At 65.8% G+C, this 18147-nt stretch carries 15 protein-coding genes and 1 pseudogene; 8 read left to right on the top strand and 8 right to left on the bottom strand.

Features of this window, described 5'->3' with window-relative positions:
* Positions 1–4: 4 nt before the first annotated feature.
* A complete protein-coding gene (locus tag FFI87_RS20575; protein WP_012366538.1) occupies positions 5–1066 on the bottom strand; it encodes an SPFH domain-containing protein in 1062 nt (353 codons plus the stop codon).
* A gap of 26 nt (positions 1067–1092) precedes the next feature.
* Entirely contained in the window at positions 1093–1479 is a 387-nt protein-coding gene (locus tag FFI87_RS20570; RefSeq protein WP_012366539.1) for a DUF350 domain-containing protein, read from the bottom strand.
* A gap of 136 nt (positions 1480–1615) precedes the next feature.
* On the opposite strand from FFI87_RS20570, the gene FFI87_RS20565 reads away from it, so the two are divergent.
* From FFI87_RS20565 to FFI87_RS20540, 6 genes are all read left to right on the top strand, one after another.
* The gene (locus FFI87_RS20565) at positions 1616–3130 is read left to right on the top strand and encodes a polyamine aminopropyltransferase (RefSeq protein ID WP_012366540.1); all 1515 of its coding nucleotides are present in this window, start codon (positions 1616–1618) and stop codon (positions 3128–3130) included.
* Positions 3130–4749 (top strand): NAD(P)/FAD-dependent oxidoreductase, encoded by a 1620-nt coding sequence (locus tag FFI87_RS20560; RefSeq protein ID WP_138849312.1) that lies wholly within the window; start codon positions 3130–3132, stop codon positions 4747–4749. Before FFI87_RS20565 ends, FFI87_RS20560 begins: the two co-directional genes overlap by 1 nt.
* Positions 4750–4895: 146 nt before the next feature.
* Positions 4896–5657: an N-acetylmuramoyl-L-alanine amidase gene (locus FFI87_RS20555; RefSeq protein WP_138849313.1), complete on the top strand. Its 762-nt coding sequence runs from the start codon at positions 4896–4898 to the stop codon at positions 5655–5657.
* Between the two features lie 50 nt (positions 5658–5707).
* Positions 5708–6097 (top strand): lysozyme inhibitor LprI family protein, encoded by a 390-nt coding sequence (locus tag FFI87_RS20550; protein WP_006751380.1) that lies wholly within the window; start codon positions 5708–5710, stop codon positions 6095–6097.
* Between the two features lie 78 nt (positions 6098–6175).
* Positions 6176–6700, top strand: coding sequence for a GNAT family N-acetyltransferase (locus FFI87_RS20545; protein WP_138849314.1), 525 nt, complete (start codon positions 6176–6178; stop codon positions 6698–6700).
* A 147-nt stretch (positions 6701–6847) separates the two neighbouring features.
* The gene (locus tag FFI87_RS20540) at positions 6848–7336 is read left to right on the top strand and encodes a hypothetical protein (protein WP_138849315.1); all 489 of its coding nucleotides are present in this window, start codon (positions 6848–6850) and stop codon (positions 7334–7336) included.
* A 66-nt stretch (positions 7337–7402) separates the two neighbouring features.
* Here the strand turns inward: FFI87_RS20540 and FFI87_RS20535 are convergent, their stop codons facing one another.
* The 3 genes from FFI87_RS20535 to FFI87_RS20525 form a co-directional block, all read right to left on the bottom strand.
* Entirely contained in the window at positions 7403–8749 is a 1347-nt protein-coding gene (locus tag FFI87_RS20535; protein ID WP_012366546.1) for a glutamine synthetase family protein, read from the bottom strand.
* A 147-nt stretch (positions 8750–8896) separates the two neighbouring features.
* Complete coding sequence (locus tag FFI87_RS20530) at positions 8897–9454, bottom strand: helix-turn-helix domain-containing protein (RefSeq protein ID WP_012366547.1); 558 nt, start codon at positions 9452–9454, stop codon at positions 8897–8899.
* 16 nt (positions 9455–9470) lie between these two features.
* The gene (locus tag FFI87_RS20525) at positions 9471–10760 is read right to left on the bottom strand and encodes an NAD(P)/FAD-dependent oxidoreductase (RefSeq protein ID WP_138849316.1); all 1290 of its coding nucleotides are present in this window, start codon (positions 10758–10760) and stop codon (positions 9471–9473) included.
* A gap of 424 nt (positions 10761–11184) precedes the next feature.
* On the opposite strand from FFI87_RS20525, the gene FFI87_RS20520 reads away from it, so the two are divergent.
* Entirely contained in the window at positions 11185–11664 is a 480-nt protein-coding gene (locus FFI87_RS20520) for a 3'-5' exoribonuclease (protein ID WP_249185912.1), read from the top strand.
* Between the two features lie 181 nt (positions 11665–11845).
* Here the strand turns inward: FFI87_RS20520 and FFI87_RS20515 are convergent.
* A pseudogene (locus FFI87_RS20515) lies at positions 11846–12187 on the bottom strand (tyrosine-type recombinase/integrase); the annotation flags it as partial.
* A 425-nt stretch (positions 12188–12612) separates the two neighbouring features.
* Entirely contained in the window at positions 12613–13563 is a 951-nt protein-coding gene (locus FFI87_RS20510; protein ID WP_012366550.1) for a LysR family transcriptional regulator, read from the bottom strand.
* A 116-nt stretch (positions 13564–13679) separates the two neighbouring features.
* Between FFI87_RS20510 and FFI87_RS20505 the strand changes: the two genes are divergently transcribed.
* Positions 13680–15200: a CoA-acylating methylmalonate-semialdehyde dehydrogenase gene (locus FFI87_RS20505; RefSeq protein ID WP_012366551.1), complete on the top strand. Its 1521-nt coding sequence runs from the start codon at positions 13680–13682 to the stop codon at positions 15198–15200.
* A gap of 602 nt (positions 15201–15802) precedes the next feature.
* Here FFI87_RS20505 and FFI87_RS20500 read toward each other — a convergent pair.
* Positions 15803–18139, bottom strand: a complete 2337-nt coding sequence (locus tag FFI87_RS20500; protein ID WP_138849318.1) for a WD40/YVTN/BNR-like repeat-containing protein — start codon at positions 18137–18139, stop codon at positions 15803–15805.
* Positions 18140–18147 lie beyond the last annotated feature (8 nt).

Below are 18147 nucleotides of genomic sequence, written 5' to 3'. Positions count from 1 at the left end.
ACGCTTACCGGGTGAGCTTCGCGAGGATTTCCGCCTTCGCGCGCGAATAGTCTTCTTCGGTCACGAGACCCTTGTCGAGCAGGGCCTTCAACTGCTCGAGGCGCTGCACGTAGTCGGTCCCTTCGGTCGATGCTGTCGGGGCGGCCGGTGCGGCCGGCTGCGCAGCCGCAACCGGTGCCGCGGCGGGCGTGGGCGGCGCCGCGTGCGCGGCGCCCGCGATCTGGCCGGCCATCGCCTGGCCGATCACCGCGCCGGCCGCGAGCCCCGCGCCGACTCCCGCGATGCCGCCCGGGTTCTGCGCGGCCAGCGGGATCGCCTGCGCGGTCTGGTATTGCGTCGCGCGGCCGAGATCCCCGGCCATCCCCGCGCCGATCCGCAGGTCGAGCGCCTTCTGCAGCTCGGCCGGCAGCGACACGCTTTCGACCGCGAACGCATCGAGCGCGAGGCCGTAGCGCGTGAACACCGGCACCAGCGCCTCGGCGACGCGTTGCGACAGCAGCGTCTGGTTCGCGGCCATGTCGACGAACGGCACGTCGGCCGAACCGAACGTCGTGCTCATCGCGGTGACGACCAGGTTGCGCAGCTGCTGTTCGAGATCGTCGACCGTGTACTGCGCGCGCGTGCCGCTCACCTCGCGGTGGAACGCGGCCGCATCGACGATCCGGTACGAGTAGATGCCGAACGCGCGCAGCTGCACGAAGCCGAATTCGCGATCGCGGATCGTCACCGGCTGCGCGGTGCCCCAGCGCCGGCCGAGCTGCAGCCGGGTGCTGAAGAAGTAGACGTCCGACTTGAAAGGCGACTGAAAGAACTTGTCCCAGTTCTTCAGGTACGTGAGCACCGGCAGCGTGCGCGTTTCCAGCTTGTACAGCCCGGGCTGGAACACGTCGGCGACCTTGCCTTCGTTGACGAAGATCGCGACCTGCGTTTCGCGCACGGTCAGCTGGCCGCCGTACTGGATCTCCTGGTCTTCCATCGGATAGCGCCAGGCCAGCACGCCGTCGGTGTCTTCCGTCCATTGCAGGACGTCGATGAACTGCTTGCGGATAAACGAACCCAGACTCATGTCGGTCTCCTCGAACGCGTGGCGCGTCAGGTCAGGCAGGCGGCATTGATGATGCCGACGACGAGCGATGCGGTGCCCATCAGGCCGCCCATCGCGACGTTGCGATCCTCGATCGCGTGGTTCATGCCGGCAATCAGGCGGGTCAGCACCGCATAGGTGACGAGCTGCACGGCCATCGCGCCGATGGCCCACAGCACGACTTCGCCGAGTGTCGAATTGTGCGCGATGCTGGAGGCGAGCGTCAGGCAGAAGCCGATCAGCGCGCCGCCGAACGACAGCGTCGCGGCCGGGTTGCCGGCGCGGATCAGTGCCAGTTCGTCGAACGGGGTGACCTTCAGGTACACTGCCGCGAACACAAAAAGCAGCACGAACGCCGACAGTAAATGGACCGCATAAAGATAGGCACTATTCATTCTTTTCCTCGGATTTTGTGCTCGCTTCGCCGCCCCCTCTCCGGTCGGCCCATGGAGCGCCGCCCCGCGCCCGGCCGCCCCACGGATGGCCGCGCCAGTATATCCACATTGACGAACACTGCACAACGGACGCGCCATGCTGCATAAGCGCGCGCTCGTCCTGTCGATCCTCGTGCTCGCGTCGTGCGGGCTCGGCTACGAACTGATCAGCAGCGCGCTGGCGAGCTACCTGCTCGGCGATTCGATCCTGCAGTTCTCGTCGGTGATCGGTTGCTACCTGTTCGCGATGGGGATCGGCTCGTGGCTCGCGAAGTTCGTCGAGGACGACGACGTGCTCGACCGCTTCGTCGACATCGAGCTGCTCGTCGGCCTGCTCGGCGGCGTGTCGGCCGCGCTGCTGTTCGCGGTGTTCGGCTGGCTGGCCGCGCCGTTTCGCGCGGCGCTCTACGCGCTCGTGCTCGCGCTCGGCCTGCTGATCGGGATGGAGATCCCGCTCGTGATGCGTGCGTTCCAGCAGCGCCGCCAGGCGTTCCGCCATACCGTCAGCGAGGTGCTGACCTTCGACTATCTCGGCTCGCTCGCCGTGTCGCTGATCTTCCCGCTCGTGCTCGCGCCGCGTCTCGGCCTGTTGCGCACGAGCTTCCTGTTCGGGCTGCTCAACGCGTTCGTCGCGCTGTGGACCACGCACCTGTTCCGCGACGAGATCCGCAACGTGCGCGGCAAGCTGATGCGCGCGTCGCTCGTGATCGGGCTGCTCGTCGCCGGCTTCGCGCTGTCGGAGCGCATCACGCACTGGGCCGAACACGGCGTGTACGGCGACGAGACAGTCTATTCGGAAACCACACCCTATCAGCGCATCGTGCTCACGCAATGGCACGACGACATGCGGCTGTACCTGAACGGCAACCTGCAGTTCTCGTCGCGCGACGAGCATCGCTATCACGAGGCGCTGATCCATCCGACGATCGAAGCGCTGCCGTGGGCGAAGCGCGTGCTCGTGCTCGGCGGCGGCGACGGCCTCGCGGTGCGCGAGCTGCTCAAGCACCGCAACCTCGAACAGATCACGCTCGTCGATCTCGATCCGGCGATGACGAAGCTGTTCTCCACCTCCGTGCCGCTCGTGAAGCTGAACCAGGGTTCGCTGAAGGACCCGCGCGTGCAGGTGATCAACGCCGACGCGGTGCGCTGGCTCGAAGCGAGCACCGACGTGTACGACGCGATCGTCGTCGACTTCCCCGACCCGACCAACTTCGGGCTCGGCCGGCTGTATTCGGTGCCGGTGTTCCGGCTGCTCGCGCGCCACCTGTCGGAAAACGGCTATGCGGTGATCCAGTCGACGTCGCCGTATTTCGCGCCGCACGCATACTGGACGATCGTCGCGACGCTGCACGAAGCGGGGCTCAACACGTGGCCGTACCACTGCTACGTGCCGTCGTTCGGCGACTGGGGTTTCGTGATCGCCGGCAAGCGCCGCGACTTCACCGTGCCGACGCACTATTCGGTGCCGACGCGCTGGCTCGACGCGCAGACGGCCGTCGAGATGTTCCACTTCCCGGCCGACATGCCGGCGCGGCCGATGTCGCCGAACGAACTCAACGACCAGCCGCTCGTGCGCCGCTTCGACGACGACTGGAAGCACGTGCTGCGCTGATGGATCGCCGCACCTTCATCGTCGCGTCCGCCGCCGCGTCGCTCGCCGCGTGCGGCCGCACCGGCTGGATCGAGACGACGCCGCGCGTCGGCTACCCCGGCATGCGCGAAGGCCATGCGCTGCGCGACCACGCGGCGCTGCCGCCGCCGTCCGGCACGATCGAGACCGACGTCGCGATCCTCGGCGCCGGCGCGGCCGGCCTGTCGTGCGCGTGGCAGCTCGCGCGCGCCGGTCATACGCGCTTCGTCGTGCTCGCGGGCCCCGAATTCGGCGGCAACGCGGCCGGCGGCCGCTTCGGCGAGCTCGGCTATCCGAAAGGCGCGCACTACCTGCCGCTGCCGTCGCTCGAATCCGCGCATCTGCGCGACATGCTCGCCGATCTCGGCGTGATCGAGTCGGCGCCGTTCTCCGCGCAACCCGTGTACGACGAACGCGTGCTCGTGCACGCGCCCGACGAACGGCTGTTCATCCGCGGCGAGTGGCAGGACGGCATCGTGCCGGCGACCGGCCTCGACGCCGACGCCCTCGCGCAGCAAACGCGCTTTTTCGCGTACACGGACGACCTGCGCACCGCGCGCGGCGCGGACGGCCGCAAGGTGTTCTGCATCCCGATCGCGGAATCGTCACGCGACGCGCGCTGGCGTGCGCTCGACCGGCGCTCGTTCAAGCAGTGGCTGCTCGACGAGGGTTACACCGCGAGCGCGCTGCACTGGTATCTGAACTACTGCTGCCGCGACGACTATGGCGCGGGCTACGAGCATGTATCGGCGTGGGCCGGCCTCCACTATTTCTCGGCACGCGGCGGCCATGCGCGCAACGCGAGCGACGGCGCGGTGCTGACCTGGCCCGACGGGCTGCATGCGATGGTGACGAAGCTGAGCGATTCGATCACCGCGCGCACCGGTTCGAATGCGTGGTCGCGGGACGGCTTCGCCGTTCGCGCGACCGAGCGCGCGGGCGGCGTCGACGTGCTGTGCGCACGCGTCGCCGACGACGGCACGCTGTCGACGTTCACGCTGAAGGCGCGACGCGTCGTCAGCGCGATGCCGCTGTTCGTCGCGACGCGCGTGTTTCCGCAGTTGCACGCGTACGGCTTCGATCCCGCGCGCGACCTGCCACCGCGCGCGCCGTGGCTCGTGTCGAACTTCCTGCTCGACGGGATGCCGGCCGAGGAAGCCGGCGTGCCGCTCGCGTGGGACAACGTCGTCTACGACGGCGCGGGGCTCGGCTATGTCGTGTCGACGCACCAGCTGATCCGGATGTCGCCGCCGACGCGCTCGGTGTTCTCCGCGTACCAGGCGTTGAGCACGCGCACGCCGGACGACACGCGCCGCTGGCTCGCGCAGGCGAAACCCGACGCGCTGCGCGAACAGGCGGCGATCGACCTGCAGGCCGTGTACGGACGCGAGCTGTGGAAGCATGCGAGCGCGCTCGATATCACCGTGCGCGGTCATGCGATGGCGACACCCGATGTCGGCTTCCTGAGCCGGCCGGGGCTGCTCGCGCTGCGCGAGGCCGACGGCCCCGTCGTGTTCGCGCATGCGGATCTGTCCGGGCTGTCGCTGTTCGAGGAAGCGTCGTACTGGGGCGTACTCGCGGCCCGGCGCGTGCTCGCCTGAGCGCCGGCCGCCGGCGCACGCGGCGGCGCGCATTCCGTCATTGCGGCGCCGCCGGCAACCGCTATAATCGCGCGACATTCCGACTGCATTGAGCAGGCCGACGGTGGCGGGCCATTCGCCGCACCGCCCCCTCCTCGACAACAACAATGACACACCGAACCGTTCGACGCCTTCGCCCGTTCGCTCGCGCCGCCGCGCGCCTGCTCGCGTGCGCCCCGCTGCTGGCCGCGCCGCCGGCGCTGCATGCGGCCGATGCCGCCAGCCCGGACGCGCAGCCCGCGTCCGGCCGCTACATCGTCGTCGACACCGGCCATACGCCGGCCCGCCCGGGTGCAACCGGTGCGAGCGGCCGCGTCGAATACCGGTACAACCTCGACCTGTCCACCTCCGTCGCCGAGAAGCTCGCCGCGCATGGCGATCGCGTGCTGCGCACGTCAGCCGACGGCCGCGAGATCACGCTCGATCAGCGTTCGACGCAGGCGCCCGACGCGAACCTGTTCGTGTCGATCCATCACGATTCGATGCAGCAGCAGTTCATCGACGCGGGGCGGCAACGCGAATTCCGCGGTTTCGCCGTGTTCGTGTCGGAACGCAATCCGCACTATGCGGAAAGCCTGCGTTGCGCGAAGTCGATCGCCGAACGAATGATCTCGGCCGGCGAACGGCCGTCGCTGTATCACGCGCAGCCGATCAAGGGCGAGAACCGTCCGCTGATCGATCCGCAACTCGGCATCCACCGCTTCGACGATCTCGTCGTGCTGCGCACCGCGCCGATTCCGGCCGTGCTGGTGGAGGCCGGCGTGATCGTCAATCCCGACGAGGAAAAGCGTCTCGCGCAGCGCGAGACGATCCAGCGTCTCGCCACCGCGATCGCGGGCGGGATCGATGCGTGTGCGGCGGCCAGGTAGCAGCTGGCGCCGGCGGTTTCAACGGTTTTCACCCAGTGAGGAGCACCACCATGAAGAAAAAGAATCTGCTTGCATCCTTTGCGCTGCTCGCGCTTGCCGTTCCGTTCGCCGCGCACGCAGCCGGCTGCGGGAAACCGCGCAGCGCGTTCGATCAGGTGTACTGCAGCAGCAACGAGTTCTCGCAGCTCGACCGCGAACTGAACGACCAGTACGGCCGCGTGCGCAAGCACCTGAGCGGCGACCAGCAGGCGAAGCTGAAGACGAGCCAGCTCGCGTGGATGAAGCAGCGCGACGACCGCTGCAGCGAAACGCGCGACGACGGCTACCTCGTGAACCTCCAGTGCGCGATCGACGCGACGCAATCACGCCTGTCGTTCCTGCGCGAACGCGAGCGTGAATGCTCGAGCACCGGGTGCGTGACGGCGAAGCTCGGGGAGTAAGCGCTGCTTGGGTGTCGTGCCGTGAATCGCTTCGCGGCGCGGCACCCGCTTTCCCGCCATATTCGTTGCGGAGTACGCATGGCACCGAATACGACGATCAACATCCGCGCCGCCACGTCCGCCGATGCGCCGATCATCGCCGACATCCACGTCGCATCGTGGCAAGCGACCTACCCGGGCATCATGCCTGCGTCATTCCTCGCCGCGCTGTCCGTCGAACAGCGCACCGCCGCGTGGCGCAATGCGCTCGATGCGGGGCGGCCGCGTGTCGCGCTCGCCTTCACGCAAGACAAGCCATCGGGCTGGATCGCCTATGGCCCGACACGCGACGCCGACAAGGACGTGACCTGGGGCGAGGTCGAAGCGATCTACCTGCATCCGTCGCATTGCGGACAGGGAATCGGCGCCGCGCTGATCGCTCACGCATGCCGATTGCTGCATGACGCCGGCCACGAATGGGTGTCGCTGTGGGTTCTCGTCGAGAATCGTCGCGCGAAGGCGTTCTACGAACGCGAGGGCTTCGTCGCCGAGCGCGACATCAAGACGTTCGAGATCGACGGCGTGCCGATCGAAGAGGTCCGCTTTTGGCGCGCGCTACCGTAGCCGGGCCATTCCGCCCGTGCCGCCCTCCCCATAACGCCCCGCATACCTTCGGTCCATTTCTCCCCGCGTTCGACGCCGATATCGTGCTCGTGTCCACTCCCATCGCGGACACATCCAGACCGATCCATATCGAACCGGAGGCGCATCATGCAATACGCATATCGTGGTGAAGACAACGCCCGTGCGGGCAAACCCGGCCGCACGCCGGCGCAGGTCAAGGCAGCGGGCGGCTTCACGCCGTGGCTGGCGAAGACCGTCGACGAAGCGAGAAGCAACCTCGTGACGCTCGTCGCGAACGGCACGCTCGCGGAACAGGCGCAAAGCTGGTGCATGTACAAGAACAAGGAGAATGGCTGGTTCTTCAGCACCGGCACCGACGTGCAAACGGCCTACGACCACTACGACTTCTTCTATCGTCTCGCGATCGACGGCCTGAACAAGGTCGACTGGAGCGTGATGAAGGCCAACGTCAAGGGCATGAGCCTCTACCTGAACGGAACGTCGGTCGACGACTCGACGCTGATCGCCGTCGTCTGGTCGGTACGCCCGACCGAACTGCTGATCATGACGCCGGTCGCGACGCCGGCCATCGACGTGAAAGACGGCGATCGCTGGATCCCGCTGTCCGAGTATTGAGCGCATTCGATCGCGACGACCCATGCCGATCGCGCGTGACCCGCAGCGGGGTCACGCGTCATGCGCTCACAGAAACCACCGATACTCGCGCGCACCGATCTCGTTGCGAAAATCCAGCTCCTCCTGCCGCTTGTTCTCGCAATACACCATCACGAACTCGCTGCCGAGCCCGTCGCGCACGGCCGCGTGATCCTGCATCGCCGCGACGGCCGACAGCATCTCCTTCGGAAAATCGATCCCGCTGCCGCGATCGTCGTTGAGCGACGCGATCGGCTCGAGCCGCGCATCGAGCCCGTGCTCCATCCCGGCCAGGATCGCCGCGAGCACCAGATACGGATTTGCGTCCGCGCTCGCGAGCCGATGCTCGATGCGCAGATTGCGCGCATCCGAATCCGGAATCCTGATGCACGCGTCGCGATCCTCGAAGCCCCAGCTTGCACGGCTCGCCGCGTTCACCATCGATCCGTAGCGGCGAAACGCATTGTGATTCGGCGCGAACACCGGCATGCAGTGCGGCAGCAGCGCGAGGCAGCCGGCCACTGCATGCCGCAGCGGCCGCTGCCCGTCCGCCGCGAGCAGGTTGCGGCCCGCCTCGTCGTACAGGCTAACGTGCACATGCATCCCGCTGCCCGGCGCATGCAGGTACGGCTTGCCCATGAAGCTCGCGCGATAGCCGTGCCGCAACGCGACGCCGCGCGTGCTGCGGCAGAACAGCGCCGACCAGTCGGCCGCGCGCAACGCATCGTCGGTATGGCCGAAGTTGATCTCGAACTGGCCGGGCCCGAGCTCGGCCGTGATCACCGTCGCGTCGACACCCTGCTCGCGCGCGGCCTCCACCATCTCGTGCAGCACGTCGGAAAACCGCGACAGGCGTTCGATGTGCATGTTCGGCTGATCGTCGCGGTCGTCGCTCAGGCGGTCGCGCGGATACTGCGGCATCCCGTCCGCGAGCTGCGCGGCAAACAGATAGAACTCGAGTTCGAACGCGACGACCGGCCGGATACCGCGCGCCGCGAATCGCCGCAGCACGCGCGCAAGCACTTCACGCGGCTCGAACTCGATCGGCGCATCCGTGCCGTCGGAGCTGATCAGCATCTGCGCGAGCGGCTGCCGCTCCCAGCGCACCGGCTTCAGCGTGCCGGGGATCAGACGGCGCGGCGCGTCGGGGTCGCCGTCGTTGAAGCAGTAATCGCCGATCTTGTAGAGGCCGCCCTGCGTGCCGAGCAGCACGCAGTTCTGCGGCAGCTTCAGCAGCGCACCGGACGCGACCTTCTCGAGCGCATCGATCGGATAGCGCTTGCCGTAGAAGTGGCCCGGCAGGTCGAGACAGATCAGGTCGACATAACGGATCTCGGGATGCGCCTGCCGGAATGCGCGGACTTCATCGACCAGCACGGGAACGACGTCAGCCATGTCTCATCCTTTCCATGTCTCGTATGACGGTGCCGCATCGCGGCGAACCGGACACATCGGCATGCGGCACGTCACATGCGCGATGTCGATCAGTACTGCAAACCGGCGGCGCGGCGTAACGGCCCGGCAGACCGCCGCGCCAGCGACTCAGGTGAACACCCAGATCACGCGCGTCGGCGTGTCGCCCAGGTTCGCGTAACGAAACCGCTGGTGCGCGGGCAACTGGAACGCGTCGTTCTGGCCAAGCGTGACGGGCGTGTCGTCGCCGTCGATCCAGATCGTCAGCTCGCCTTCGAGCACGAAGCCGCCTTGCTCGTCGCTGTCGTCGACGGAGCGCTCGCCGCTGCTTGCGCCGGGCGCGAGATGGCTCTCGAGGATCGAGAAGCGCGAGCGCATGTTCGGCGACACGAGGATGTCCGTGATGCCGGCCGCGTAATACACGGTGCGCCGCTCGTCGGGCCGCGTGACCCACGGCACGCTGCGCGGCTTGCTCAGGCTGTAGAAATACGTGGTCGGCACGCCGAGCGCCTCGCCGATCGCGGTGAGATCGGCCACCGTCGGGCGCGACAGCCCGCGCTCGACCTGCGACAGAAAGCCGACCGAGCGGCCGATCCGTTCCGCGAGATCGTTGAGCGTGACCTTGCGATGCTTGCGCAGGTCGCGGATCAGGATCGCCAGACTTTCTATCTCTTCCTGTTCGTTCATGTGGGATTCCGGTGCGTCAAACGGTATCGCGCAGACGGTACCAAACCTTGCCGATCGCCTCCAGCGGCGCGGCGAGGCGGTCGCCGCCGGGAAAGCGCGGATTGCGGATGCGCTGGTACTGCGCGAGCAGACGATCGTCGCCGAGCACGGCATCGGCGACCGCGCGGGCACCGGCGAGTGTCGGCAGCACGCCGTGTCCGGAGAAGCCCTGCAGCCAGAAGCGCTGGCCGCGGCGGCCGATGTCCGGCGTGCGTCGCATGCTGATGTCGATGTGGCCGCCCCACGCGTAGTCGAGCGGCACGCCGCCCAGTTGCGGAAACACGCGTTCGAGGTGCGGGCGGGTCGCCGCCGCGATGTCGGCAGGTATGCCGCCGAGGTACGTGCAGCCGCCCCCGAGCAGCAGGCGATTGTCGGGGCTCAGGCGGAAGTAGTCGGGCACGAACTGGTTGTCGATCACACAACTGTTCCGCGGCAGCAGCGAGCGTGCGAGGTCCGGCGCGAGCGGCGCGGTCGCGACCTGATAGGTGCCGACCGGCAGCAGCCGGCGCGACAGCTCCGGATCGAGCCGGTCGACGTACGCGTTGCATGCGAGCACGAGCACGTCCGCGCGCACTTCGCCGTGCGCGGTGCGAGCGACGTGGCCGCCGGCCGTCTCGCGACAATCGAGCACGCGGCTTTGCTCGAAGATGCGGCCGCCGGCCCGCTCGATCGTCTGCGCGAGACCGAGCGCGAGCTTCAGCGGATTCAGATGGCCGGCCTCGGGATCGTAAAGAGCGGCGAGATAGCGCGCGCTGCCGATCCACTCCGGTATCTCGTCCTGCCCGATCACGCGCAGCCGGTCGTAGCCCCAGCGCTGCGCCGCTTCGTCGCGGGCCTGCGCGAGCATCGCGACGCGACGCGGGCGCAGCGCGGCCCACAGGCTGCCGGGCCGGTAGTCGATGTCGAAGCCGTGACGGGCGGGCAGTTCGCGCACTTCGGCCGCGGCCCAGCGCATGCTGTCCCACAGCACGCGCGCGCCGTCGCGGCCGAGCGAATCCTCGAGCGGCTGCATGTCGCACGACCAGCCGAGCAACGCCTGACCGCCGTTGCGGCCCGAGGCGGCCCACGCGACGCGACTCGCCTCGAGCACGACCACGCGCTTGCCCGCGAGCGCGATGCGCAACGCCGTGTGCAGCCCGCTGAAGCCCGCGCCGACGACCAGCACGTCGGCGTCGATACGTTCGTCCAGTTCGGGACGCCGCGGGATCGGCGACGGATAAGTACCGGCGTAGTAGCTTGCGACGTGACGGTCGGACTGCACGAACATGCGGGCTCCCGTGAAATTTTCGCCGGTTAATTTCATGAAAAATTAGCACGGCAATTTCACGGAAGCAAGGGGGGATCGTGCGGCGGGTCGTCGGGGTAATAGTCCGACGAACTAAAGTTGCGCTCTTTTCAGGGGGGGCGGTGCGATTTAACAATTCGCACGAATCGAGCAACTTCGGCTGCCAAACTCGACCTCGCAAGAAAGCTAGGATTCGCCGCGCACCGTCCCGACTATGTGTTTGGCTCAACTGCGTGCGGCGGCAGGGTGTGAACCTAAAATCACACTCACTTCCCTGCGAGACACCCCTTCCATTGAGGCAGGAACGCTCGAATAACGCGTCCTACCGCCGAAGATTACACACGGCACTGGCGCCGGTATTTTCCGCAAAACTACAGCCTGGCGTCTGCACACTGACGCCAGCCCGATGGAGAAATTCGCGATGTCATTGCACCTATTTGTGGACACCGAGTTCACGGATTTTCTGAACTGCGACCTCATCAGCATTGCAATCGTTGCCGCAGACGGCCGTGAATTCTATGGGGAGCGGTCGGATTTCGATCAGGGAAGCTGCAGCGAATTTGTACGGGCAGCGATCCTGCCTCAGCTTGGACAGTACCCGGGGCGGGTATTTACACGCGAGGAATTGCGTACCGCATTGCTGTCCTGGTTAGACCAGTTTGCCATCGAGGACAAGCCGCGAATGCTATGTTTCGACTATGGCGGTGACTGGGAATTGCTGGTCGATTTGCTCGGTGACGTACCGTCGGGCTGGCAGGCATGCTATCTCGGTGACGACACATTGGACCACCAACAAATGGAAGCTTATTTCAAAGAGCATGGCGGGCGGCATCACGCGCTGCATGACGCGCGTGCGAATTGTTACGCAGCGCGTCATCGAATCTAACGTCCCTTTCCCAAGGATGCTAGCGACTTCGATTGCGAGTTCTACCGCGGATGATCCAGCATCGTGTCCCAGTCGATTAGTTTTAGAGACAACGGGCAAGAGCAGCCCGCTCGCCTTACGATTCCAAGGCGTCTCACGAACTAATCTCCCCTCAGAATCCGCGTCGGAATGCGCGAACAGACTACCGCTTAAAGTCAACCATGCTGAACGCCTGATCGAACTGCTTGGCTCGCTGCACCTCGTCGCTATGCAGATAAGTTGACGTCGTCGAGATTGACGCGTGGCGCAGGTTATCGCGGACCATGAGCAACTCAGCCCCACGCGCCAGCGCGTGCGACGCGTGCGTGTGCCGCATCCAATGGGGACTCGCGCGGCGCAACTTATCGGCCGTCGCCGGGCGCTCGTCTTGGATCGCGTCGGCGACCAGCACGAAGAATCGCCGCAGCACACGCCAAAGCCTCGTGCTTTCGATGTTCTCGCACGCTGTGGCAGTTGCGTGCTCGAGCAGCGTGTGGACTGTTGGCTGCATCAGGCCGGCGCTTCCGGATTCCAGCGCCCGGCCTAAGCAATCGGGGGTACATCGCTTGACAGGGAACTGGCACGCTTGCCGACCTTGAGATTCCCTATAGTTACCACAGACTTTCTGGCGCGAGTGTTAATTATGCCAAGTTAGAAATTTAGCCGAAGATATCTCGGCGGCGATACAGTGATACCGTCCGTTCTGCCACCGCGAACACGTCGCCGATTAGGCGCACTGCTGCATGATGGCCAGGCTACAGCTCAGTCATATCCAAAGTCGATTTAGCGACGACGATTCCGGCGTCGCCAATCTTCACGGCAGGAACGAAACTGACGGCAAATGTTCCGCTAACCACTCATTTCGTACCCCGCGCAAGCGGTAAGGCACCGCCTGTCGTGCCGGTGCGCGATCGGAGGCAATCTCAGGAGTTAGCGGGACGCCGCCACAGCAGGCGAGAACCCTCCGCTCAACTCACCCCGTAGATACTCCACCAACGCGCGCACTGCACTAGGCACGACTGGACTGTAAGGACGAATCGCGAAGATATAGTCTCCGAATGCGCCCGACGGACGCCACGTGCCGAGCAGCGGCACCAGATGGCCCTCGTCGATGTCGCGCTGTGCGCTGAAATCCGGCAGCAACGCGATGCCGAGGCCGCCGAGCGCCGCCTCCCGCATCGCTTCACTGTTGTTCGCTGCGAAACAGCCGCGGACTGGCACACTCACGCGCGCGCGCCGCCGATCGCGCGGCTCGAAGCTCCATGCGGTCGGCTCGTTACCGCGCAAATAACACAGGCAATCGTGATCGACGAGTGCGTTCGGATGCTCGGGCGTGCCGCGTCGCGCCAGATACTCGCGGCTCGCGACGAGCAGCGATCGCGTCTCGCAGAGCTTCCACGCCACGTGCGTCTGCGGCGCGGTGGTTGTATGACGAATCGCAAGGTCGAAACCTTCCTGCGACAATGAAAACAACCGGTCCGACAATTCCAGCTCGATACGCACCCCCGGATACTGCTCGATGAAGGCCGGGAACAGCGGCACGATCTGCTGCCGGCCGAGCGCAACAGGCATTGTCACGCGTACGAGGCCGCGCGGCTCGCCGGCCAGATCCTTCACACGCGCGAAATTCATTTCGATTGTCTCGTATGCCTCGCGCGTAGTGTCGACGAGCGTCTGCCCCGCCTCCGTGAGCCGCACGCTGCGCGTTGTGCGCCGCACAAGCGGCACTCCGGCTGCCCCTTCGAGATCGGCGATGCGCTGACTCATTGCCGCCTTGCTGATACCGAGCCGCTGCGCTGCAGCAGTGAAACTCCCGGTCACGGCGAGCACCGTCAGCGAATGGATGTGCGGCCAAAGGGCCTGGGCATTTTCAGAATTCATCGCTCGATTATTCAATATTCTGAACAGTGAATCAATTGTAGTGGTCTTCTCCAGCCGCCGCCATTTGCCTAGACTGAGGCCTTCTCTATCAGGACCACAGATCAGGAGACGACTTGATGACCACCGTTCCCGCCTTCACCTCGTCCGACGACGTCGGCCACTACATCAACGGCGCCCGAGTGTTGGGCGCAAGCGGCCGCTTCCAGGACGTATTCAATCCGGCAGCCGGCAAGGCCGCCCGCCGTGTCGCGCTTGCCGATGACAACGAGGTCGCCCAGGCGGTCGCCGCCGCACAAGCCGCCTTCCCGGCGTGGTCCGAGACGCCGCCGATCCGCCGCGCGCGCGTGATGCACCGCTTCCTGCAACTGATGAACGAACATCGCGACACGCTCGCCGCGATCATTACCGCCGAACACGGCAAGGTGTTCTCCGACGCGCAGGGCGAAGTCGCGCGCGGCATCGACATCATCGAATTCGCTGCCGGCGTGCCGCAACTGCTCAAGGGCGACTTCACCGATCAGGTCAGCACCGGCATCGACAACTGGACGATGCGCCAGCCGCTCGGCGTCGTCGCGGGCATCACGCCGTTCAACTTCCCGTGCATGGTGCCGTGCTGGATGTTCCCGGTCGCACTCGCAACGGGCAACACGTTCGTGCTGAAGCCGAGCGAGCGCGATCCGTCGGCAGCGCTGTTCATCGCCGATTTGCTGACCGAGGCGGGCCTGCCCAAGGGCGCATTCAACGTCGTGCAAGGCGGCAAGAACGCGGTCGACGCGCTCATCGATCATCCGGACGTGCAAGCGGTCAGCTTCGTTGGCTCGACGCCGATCGCGCACTACGTCCATCAGCGCGCATCGCAAAACGGCAAGCGCGCGCAGGCGCTCGGCGGTGCGAAGAACCATATGGTCGTGATGCCCGACGCGAACCTCGATCAAGCGGTCGACGGGCTGATCGGCGCCGCCTATGGCTCGGCCGGCGAGCGCTGCATGGCGATCAGCGTCGCAGTGCTGGTCGGCGACATCGGCGATCGCATCGTCGCGAAGCTCGCCGAGCGCGCGCAAACCCTCGTCATCGGTGACGGCATGTCGCCGGAAGTCGAAATGGGCCCGATCGTCACGGGCGAGGCGCTGAAGCGGATCGAAGGCTACATCGACATCGGCGTGCAGGAAGGCGCGAAGCTCGTCGTCGACGGTCGCGGCCTGAAGGTGCCGGGCCGCGAGGAAGGCTTCTTCACCGGCGGCACGCTGTTCGACAACGTAACGACCGACATGCGCATCTACAAGGAAGAAATCTTCGGGCCGGTGCTCGCGTGCGTGCGCGTGAAGGATTTTGCCGAAGCCGTGAACCTGATCAATGCGCACGAGTTTGGCAACGGCGTCGCGTGCTACACGAGCGACGGCGGCATCGCGCGCGAATTTGCACGCCGCATCCAGGTCGGCATGGTCGGCATCAACGTGCCGATTCCGGTGCCGATGGCGTGGCACGGGTTCGGCGGCTGGAAGAAGAGCCTGTTCGGCGACATGCACGCATACGGCGAAGAAGGCGTGCGCTTCTACACGAAGCAGAAGTCGATCATGCAGCGCTGGTCGTCGAGCATCGGCAAGGGTGCGGAATTCGCAATGCCGACCGCGAAATAAGTGCAGTGTATTTGCTGGTTGGTCGAGCCAGCAATGTCAGGCCCCGTAACAGCGGGCCCTACTCGTCTTCCTGAGTGGGCTCCGTCGCGAGAGCTTGGGTTTGGTGCGGCATCCGGAAGGATGTCGCACTTTTTGAATTACCCGTCGTGGTAGCACGCGATGGACTGCCGCAAACTCTCGTCGAGCAGTCTGAGGGGGCGAGAGCGAAAGTACGTTAGTAGCATCCCGAGCTAGAAATTCGCAGACAAGATCGCTTGATACTGGCTCAGACGTCACCGGGCTCGTCACGTCACTCGGTTCGCGACGCTGCCTGCGATCAAATCGGCAGAGCATGATCGCCCCGGACGTTCCACTTAAGAATCTCAGAATACTGTCCGAACAAGCAGGGCCACCTCTCTACTCCCGAGCAGCGCCAGCAGCCCCTATCGCGCGTTGTACGAAATCAGAGTTTGAGCAGGCGATCGTACCGTAGTGGTAGAAGATCAACTCAGCGTCTTTGTCAGCCATAGGTGCCCACCTCCCCAATCGGTGGACACCTATGCTCCTCGGTCAGAGCGCCGTGCGGTAGACGTCGAGAATGGATCCCTTACGGTCGATCAACCTCAATTGCTATAGATCAGACCGCGAGCGGCGCCATTGACGTAAATCCTGCCATACGTGTTCCAGTCGCCGGCCATCACGCCGGAGTCGCCGAATTGGTGCGCGTCATCGTTGAAGCGCGCCCACGTTGCACCCCCGTCATCGGAATGGTAAATGCCCCAGACGCCGTTCAATGTGCCTTCCACGTAGACCGCGGCCGAGTACGACGAACCGGTCGGTGCCCTGCCCAAGGTGATCACGGTGGCGCCCGGTGTGTCGTTAGTCGACGCAAAGGCGCCGAGCTTCGCCCAGGTCGCCCCCGAGTCCACCGAGTGGTACACGGCCGTGCCGTCGGCCAGCCAGAGGTCGCCCTCGGCGTTCGGATTGACCGCCATCGACGTATCCCGCCACGAATTCCAGGCCAGGTTCGCGTTCACGGAGCCCTGGCTCAGCGCGAACGTGTGGCCGCCGTCGTTCGAGACGTAGATCTTGCCGCGCTGCCAGCTCCACGATGCGCCGCCGGAGTCGTAGGCATAGACCTTGTTCGGGTTCTTGCGGTCCGCGGCCAGGCGGTAGGCACGCGGGAAACCGTTCCATGTGGCACTGAACGCCGGCAGGTTGGTCGCCGTCCAGCTGGCGCCATTGTTGGTCGTGTACGACGGCACCGAGTCCGGCGGTGCCCAGGTCACGTTGTTGCGGGACGGGACGACCAGGTTGCCCACGTTGCTCTGGCTTGCCGCTGCGCCGTTGGGCAGCGACGCGAACGTCGACCAGCTGTTGCCGCTGTCGCCGGACCAGAAGCCCTTGGTCGCATGGCCGTTGGCGTTGTCGACGCCTGCGGCGGCGATGTACGCCGGATCGGACCACGACATGTCGGCCGAATTGCCGCTGCTCCACGTGTTCAACGGGCCTTTCGTCGGCCTCGTCGAGAGGTCCGTATTGACCCACGTGCCGATGTCGCCGGCGCTGTTGATGAAGTTGTACGACGCACCGGGCGGCGCCGTGACGAGGGCCAGCGTCACGGTTTCCTCGAGGTTGTCGACCTTGGCGCTCCAGGTTGGCGTGGGCGACGAGGCGTTCATGGTTTCACAGATGCCGCCGCCGTGGACGTGCATGACGTGATCGCGGTTGGCCGGGTCGATGGTAACGCCCTCGACCCAGCCGGCGCAGCCACCCGAGGCAGTGCCGGTATGCGGCATACCGGCCTCGATTTCGCGCCACGTACTGCCGCCGTCGTCGGATAGCTGGATGGTCTTGCTGGTGTCGCTCCAGCCCGTCATGCCCAGTGCGATGCGGGCGGACGCGCCCAGACCGGAGACGGACAGGCCGCCAAAGCCGTTGCTGTTGGAGCTGTTGAGCAGCGTCCAGTTGCCGTTGTTACTTCCGCCGAACTTGTAGAGATAGCTCGGTCCGCCGATGCCCTGGCCGACGCCCGCGTTGAACACCACGTAGAAGTTGCCGTCGGACGTGCGCACGACGTGCGGGATGTAGTAGCCGGACACCGTCGGCGGGACGGGCACCGGCGTCCACGAGAAGCCGCCGTTGGTGGACTTGTACAGGGTCGACGTCAGGCCCGCCGCGTTGGCGTAATCCGGGGCGACGGTGGCCCACATGATCCAGGTCGGCTGGCCGCCGCCCGTGCCCGACGTGTCGAAGATCACCTGTTCGACGCCGATCGGGGAACTGCCGCCGCTGATCGTGGTGGAGGACAGACCCGTGACCTGCGTCCAGGTGCGGCCCGAATCGGCACTCTTCCACAGGCCAGCCGTGCGCGATCCGTAGAACAGCGTCGACGGATTGTTGGGGTCGACCTGCAGGCGCTCGCCCGTGGCGCGGCCGTTGTCGTTGCCGCCCACCGGGAACGGCAGATCGTAGTGCGTCCAGGTGTCGCCGCGGTTGCTCGAGATGTAGATGCGGCCGTTGTGACCCTGCGTCACGGTAATGCCGGTCATTATGTAGACGAGCTGATCGTTGTTCGGGTCGAGCGCGAGGCTTTCGACGCCGTGGAAATCGCCCTCGCCTGAGCCGAAACCGATGCCGTCGGTGATGGGCGTCCACGTCGAGTTGGTCGCGTTCCAGCGGTACGCGCCGCCGACGTCGGTGCGTGCGTACAGCAGGCTCGCGTTGGCTGGATGGTAGATCAGGCCGGTGACGTAGCCGCCGCCGCCCCACTTGACGCTGGTCCAGCTGGCCGCCGGCAGGTTGCTGCCGCTGCCATTTCCGCCGATCTGGCCGCGATTGGCGGCTAGATTGGCCCCCACATTGGTCACGCCTGTCGCGCTATCGGATCCGTCACCACAGCCCCATAACGCACACGCCATCGCCGCAGCGGCAATCCATCGTCGAGAAAACACGGTCATCGGAGAAA

It is taken from the genome of Burkholderia sp. KBS0801 (assembly GCF_005937855.2).
In the GTDB taxonomy this organism is placed as follows: Bacteria; Pseudomonadota; Gammaproteobacteria; order Burkholderiales; family Burkholderiaceae; genus Burkholderia; species Burkholderia ambifaria.
The sequence above is the reverse complement of the archived record's forward strand: the minus strand, read 5'-3'. Positions and strand labels throughout refer to the sequence as shown.

Bases quoted from the DNA above. Each gene is read 5' to 3' on its own strand.
- FFI87_RS20525 (WP_138849316.1), bottom strand. From the start codon at position 10,760: ATGTTCGTGCAGTCCGACCGTCACGTCGCAAGCTACTACGCCGGTACT.
- FFI87_RS20510 (WP_012366550.1), bottom strand. From the start codon at position 13,563: ATGAATTCTGAAAATGCCCAGGCCCTTTGGCCGCACATCCATTCGCTG.
- FFI87_RS20575 (WP_012366538.1), bottom strand. From the start codon at position 1,066: ATGAGTCTGGGTTCGTTTATCCGCAAGCAGTTCATCGACGTCCTGCAA.
- FFI87_RS20500 (WP_138849318.1), bottom strand. From the start codon at position 18,139: ATGACCGTGTTTTCTCGACGATGGATTGCCGCTGCGGCGATGGCGTGT.
- FFI87_RS20555 (WP_138849313.1), top strand. From the start codon at position 4,896: ATGACACACCGAACCGTTCGACGCCTTCGCCCGTTCGCTCGCGCCGCC.
- FFI87_RS20545 (WP_138849314.1), top strand. From the start codon at position 6,176: ATGGCACCGAATACGACGATCAACATCCGCGCCGCCACGTCCGCCGAT.
- FFI87_RS20530 (WP_012366547.1), bottom strand. From the start codon at position 9,454: ATGAACGAACAGGAAGAGATAGAAAGTCTGGCGATCCTGATCCGCGAC.
- FFI87_RS20550 (WP_006751380.1), top strand. From the start codon at position 5,708: ATGAAGAAAAAGAATCTGCTTGCATCCTTTGCGCTGCTCGCGCTTGCC.
- FFI87_RS20560 (WP_138849312.1), top strand. From the start codon at position 3,130: ATGGATCGCCGCACCTTCATCGTCGCGTCCGCCGCCGCGTCGCTCGCC.
- FFI87_RS20535 (WP_012366546.1), bottom strand. From the start codon at position 8,749: ATGGCTGACGTCGTTCCCGTGCTGGTCGATGAAGTCCGCGCATTCCGG.
- FFI87_RS20520 (WP_249185912.1), top strand. From the start codon at position 11,185: ATGGAGAAATTCGCGATGTCATTGCACCTATTTGTGGACACCGAGTTC.
- FFI87_RS20565 (WP_012366540.1), top strand. From the start codon at position 1,616: ATGCTGCATAAGCGCGCGCTCGTCCTGTCGATCCTCGTGCTCGCGTCG.
- FFI87_RS20505 (WP_012366551.1), top strand. From the start codon at position 13,680: ATGACCACCGTTCCCGCCTTCACCTCGTCCGACGACGTCGGCCACTAC.
- FFI87_RS20540 (WP_138849315.1), top strand. From the start codon at position 6,848: ATGCAATACGCATATCGTGGTGAAGACAACGCCCGTGCGGGCAAACCC.
- FFI87_RS20570 (WP_012366539.1), bottom strand. From the start codon at position 1,479: ATGAATAGTGCCTATCTTTATGCGGTCCATTTACTGTCGGCGTTCGTG.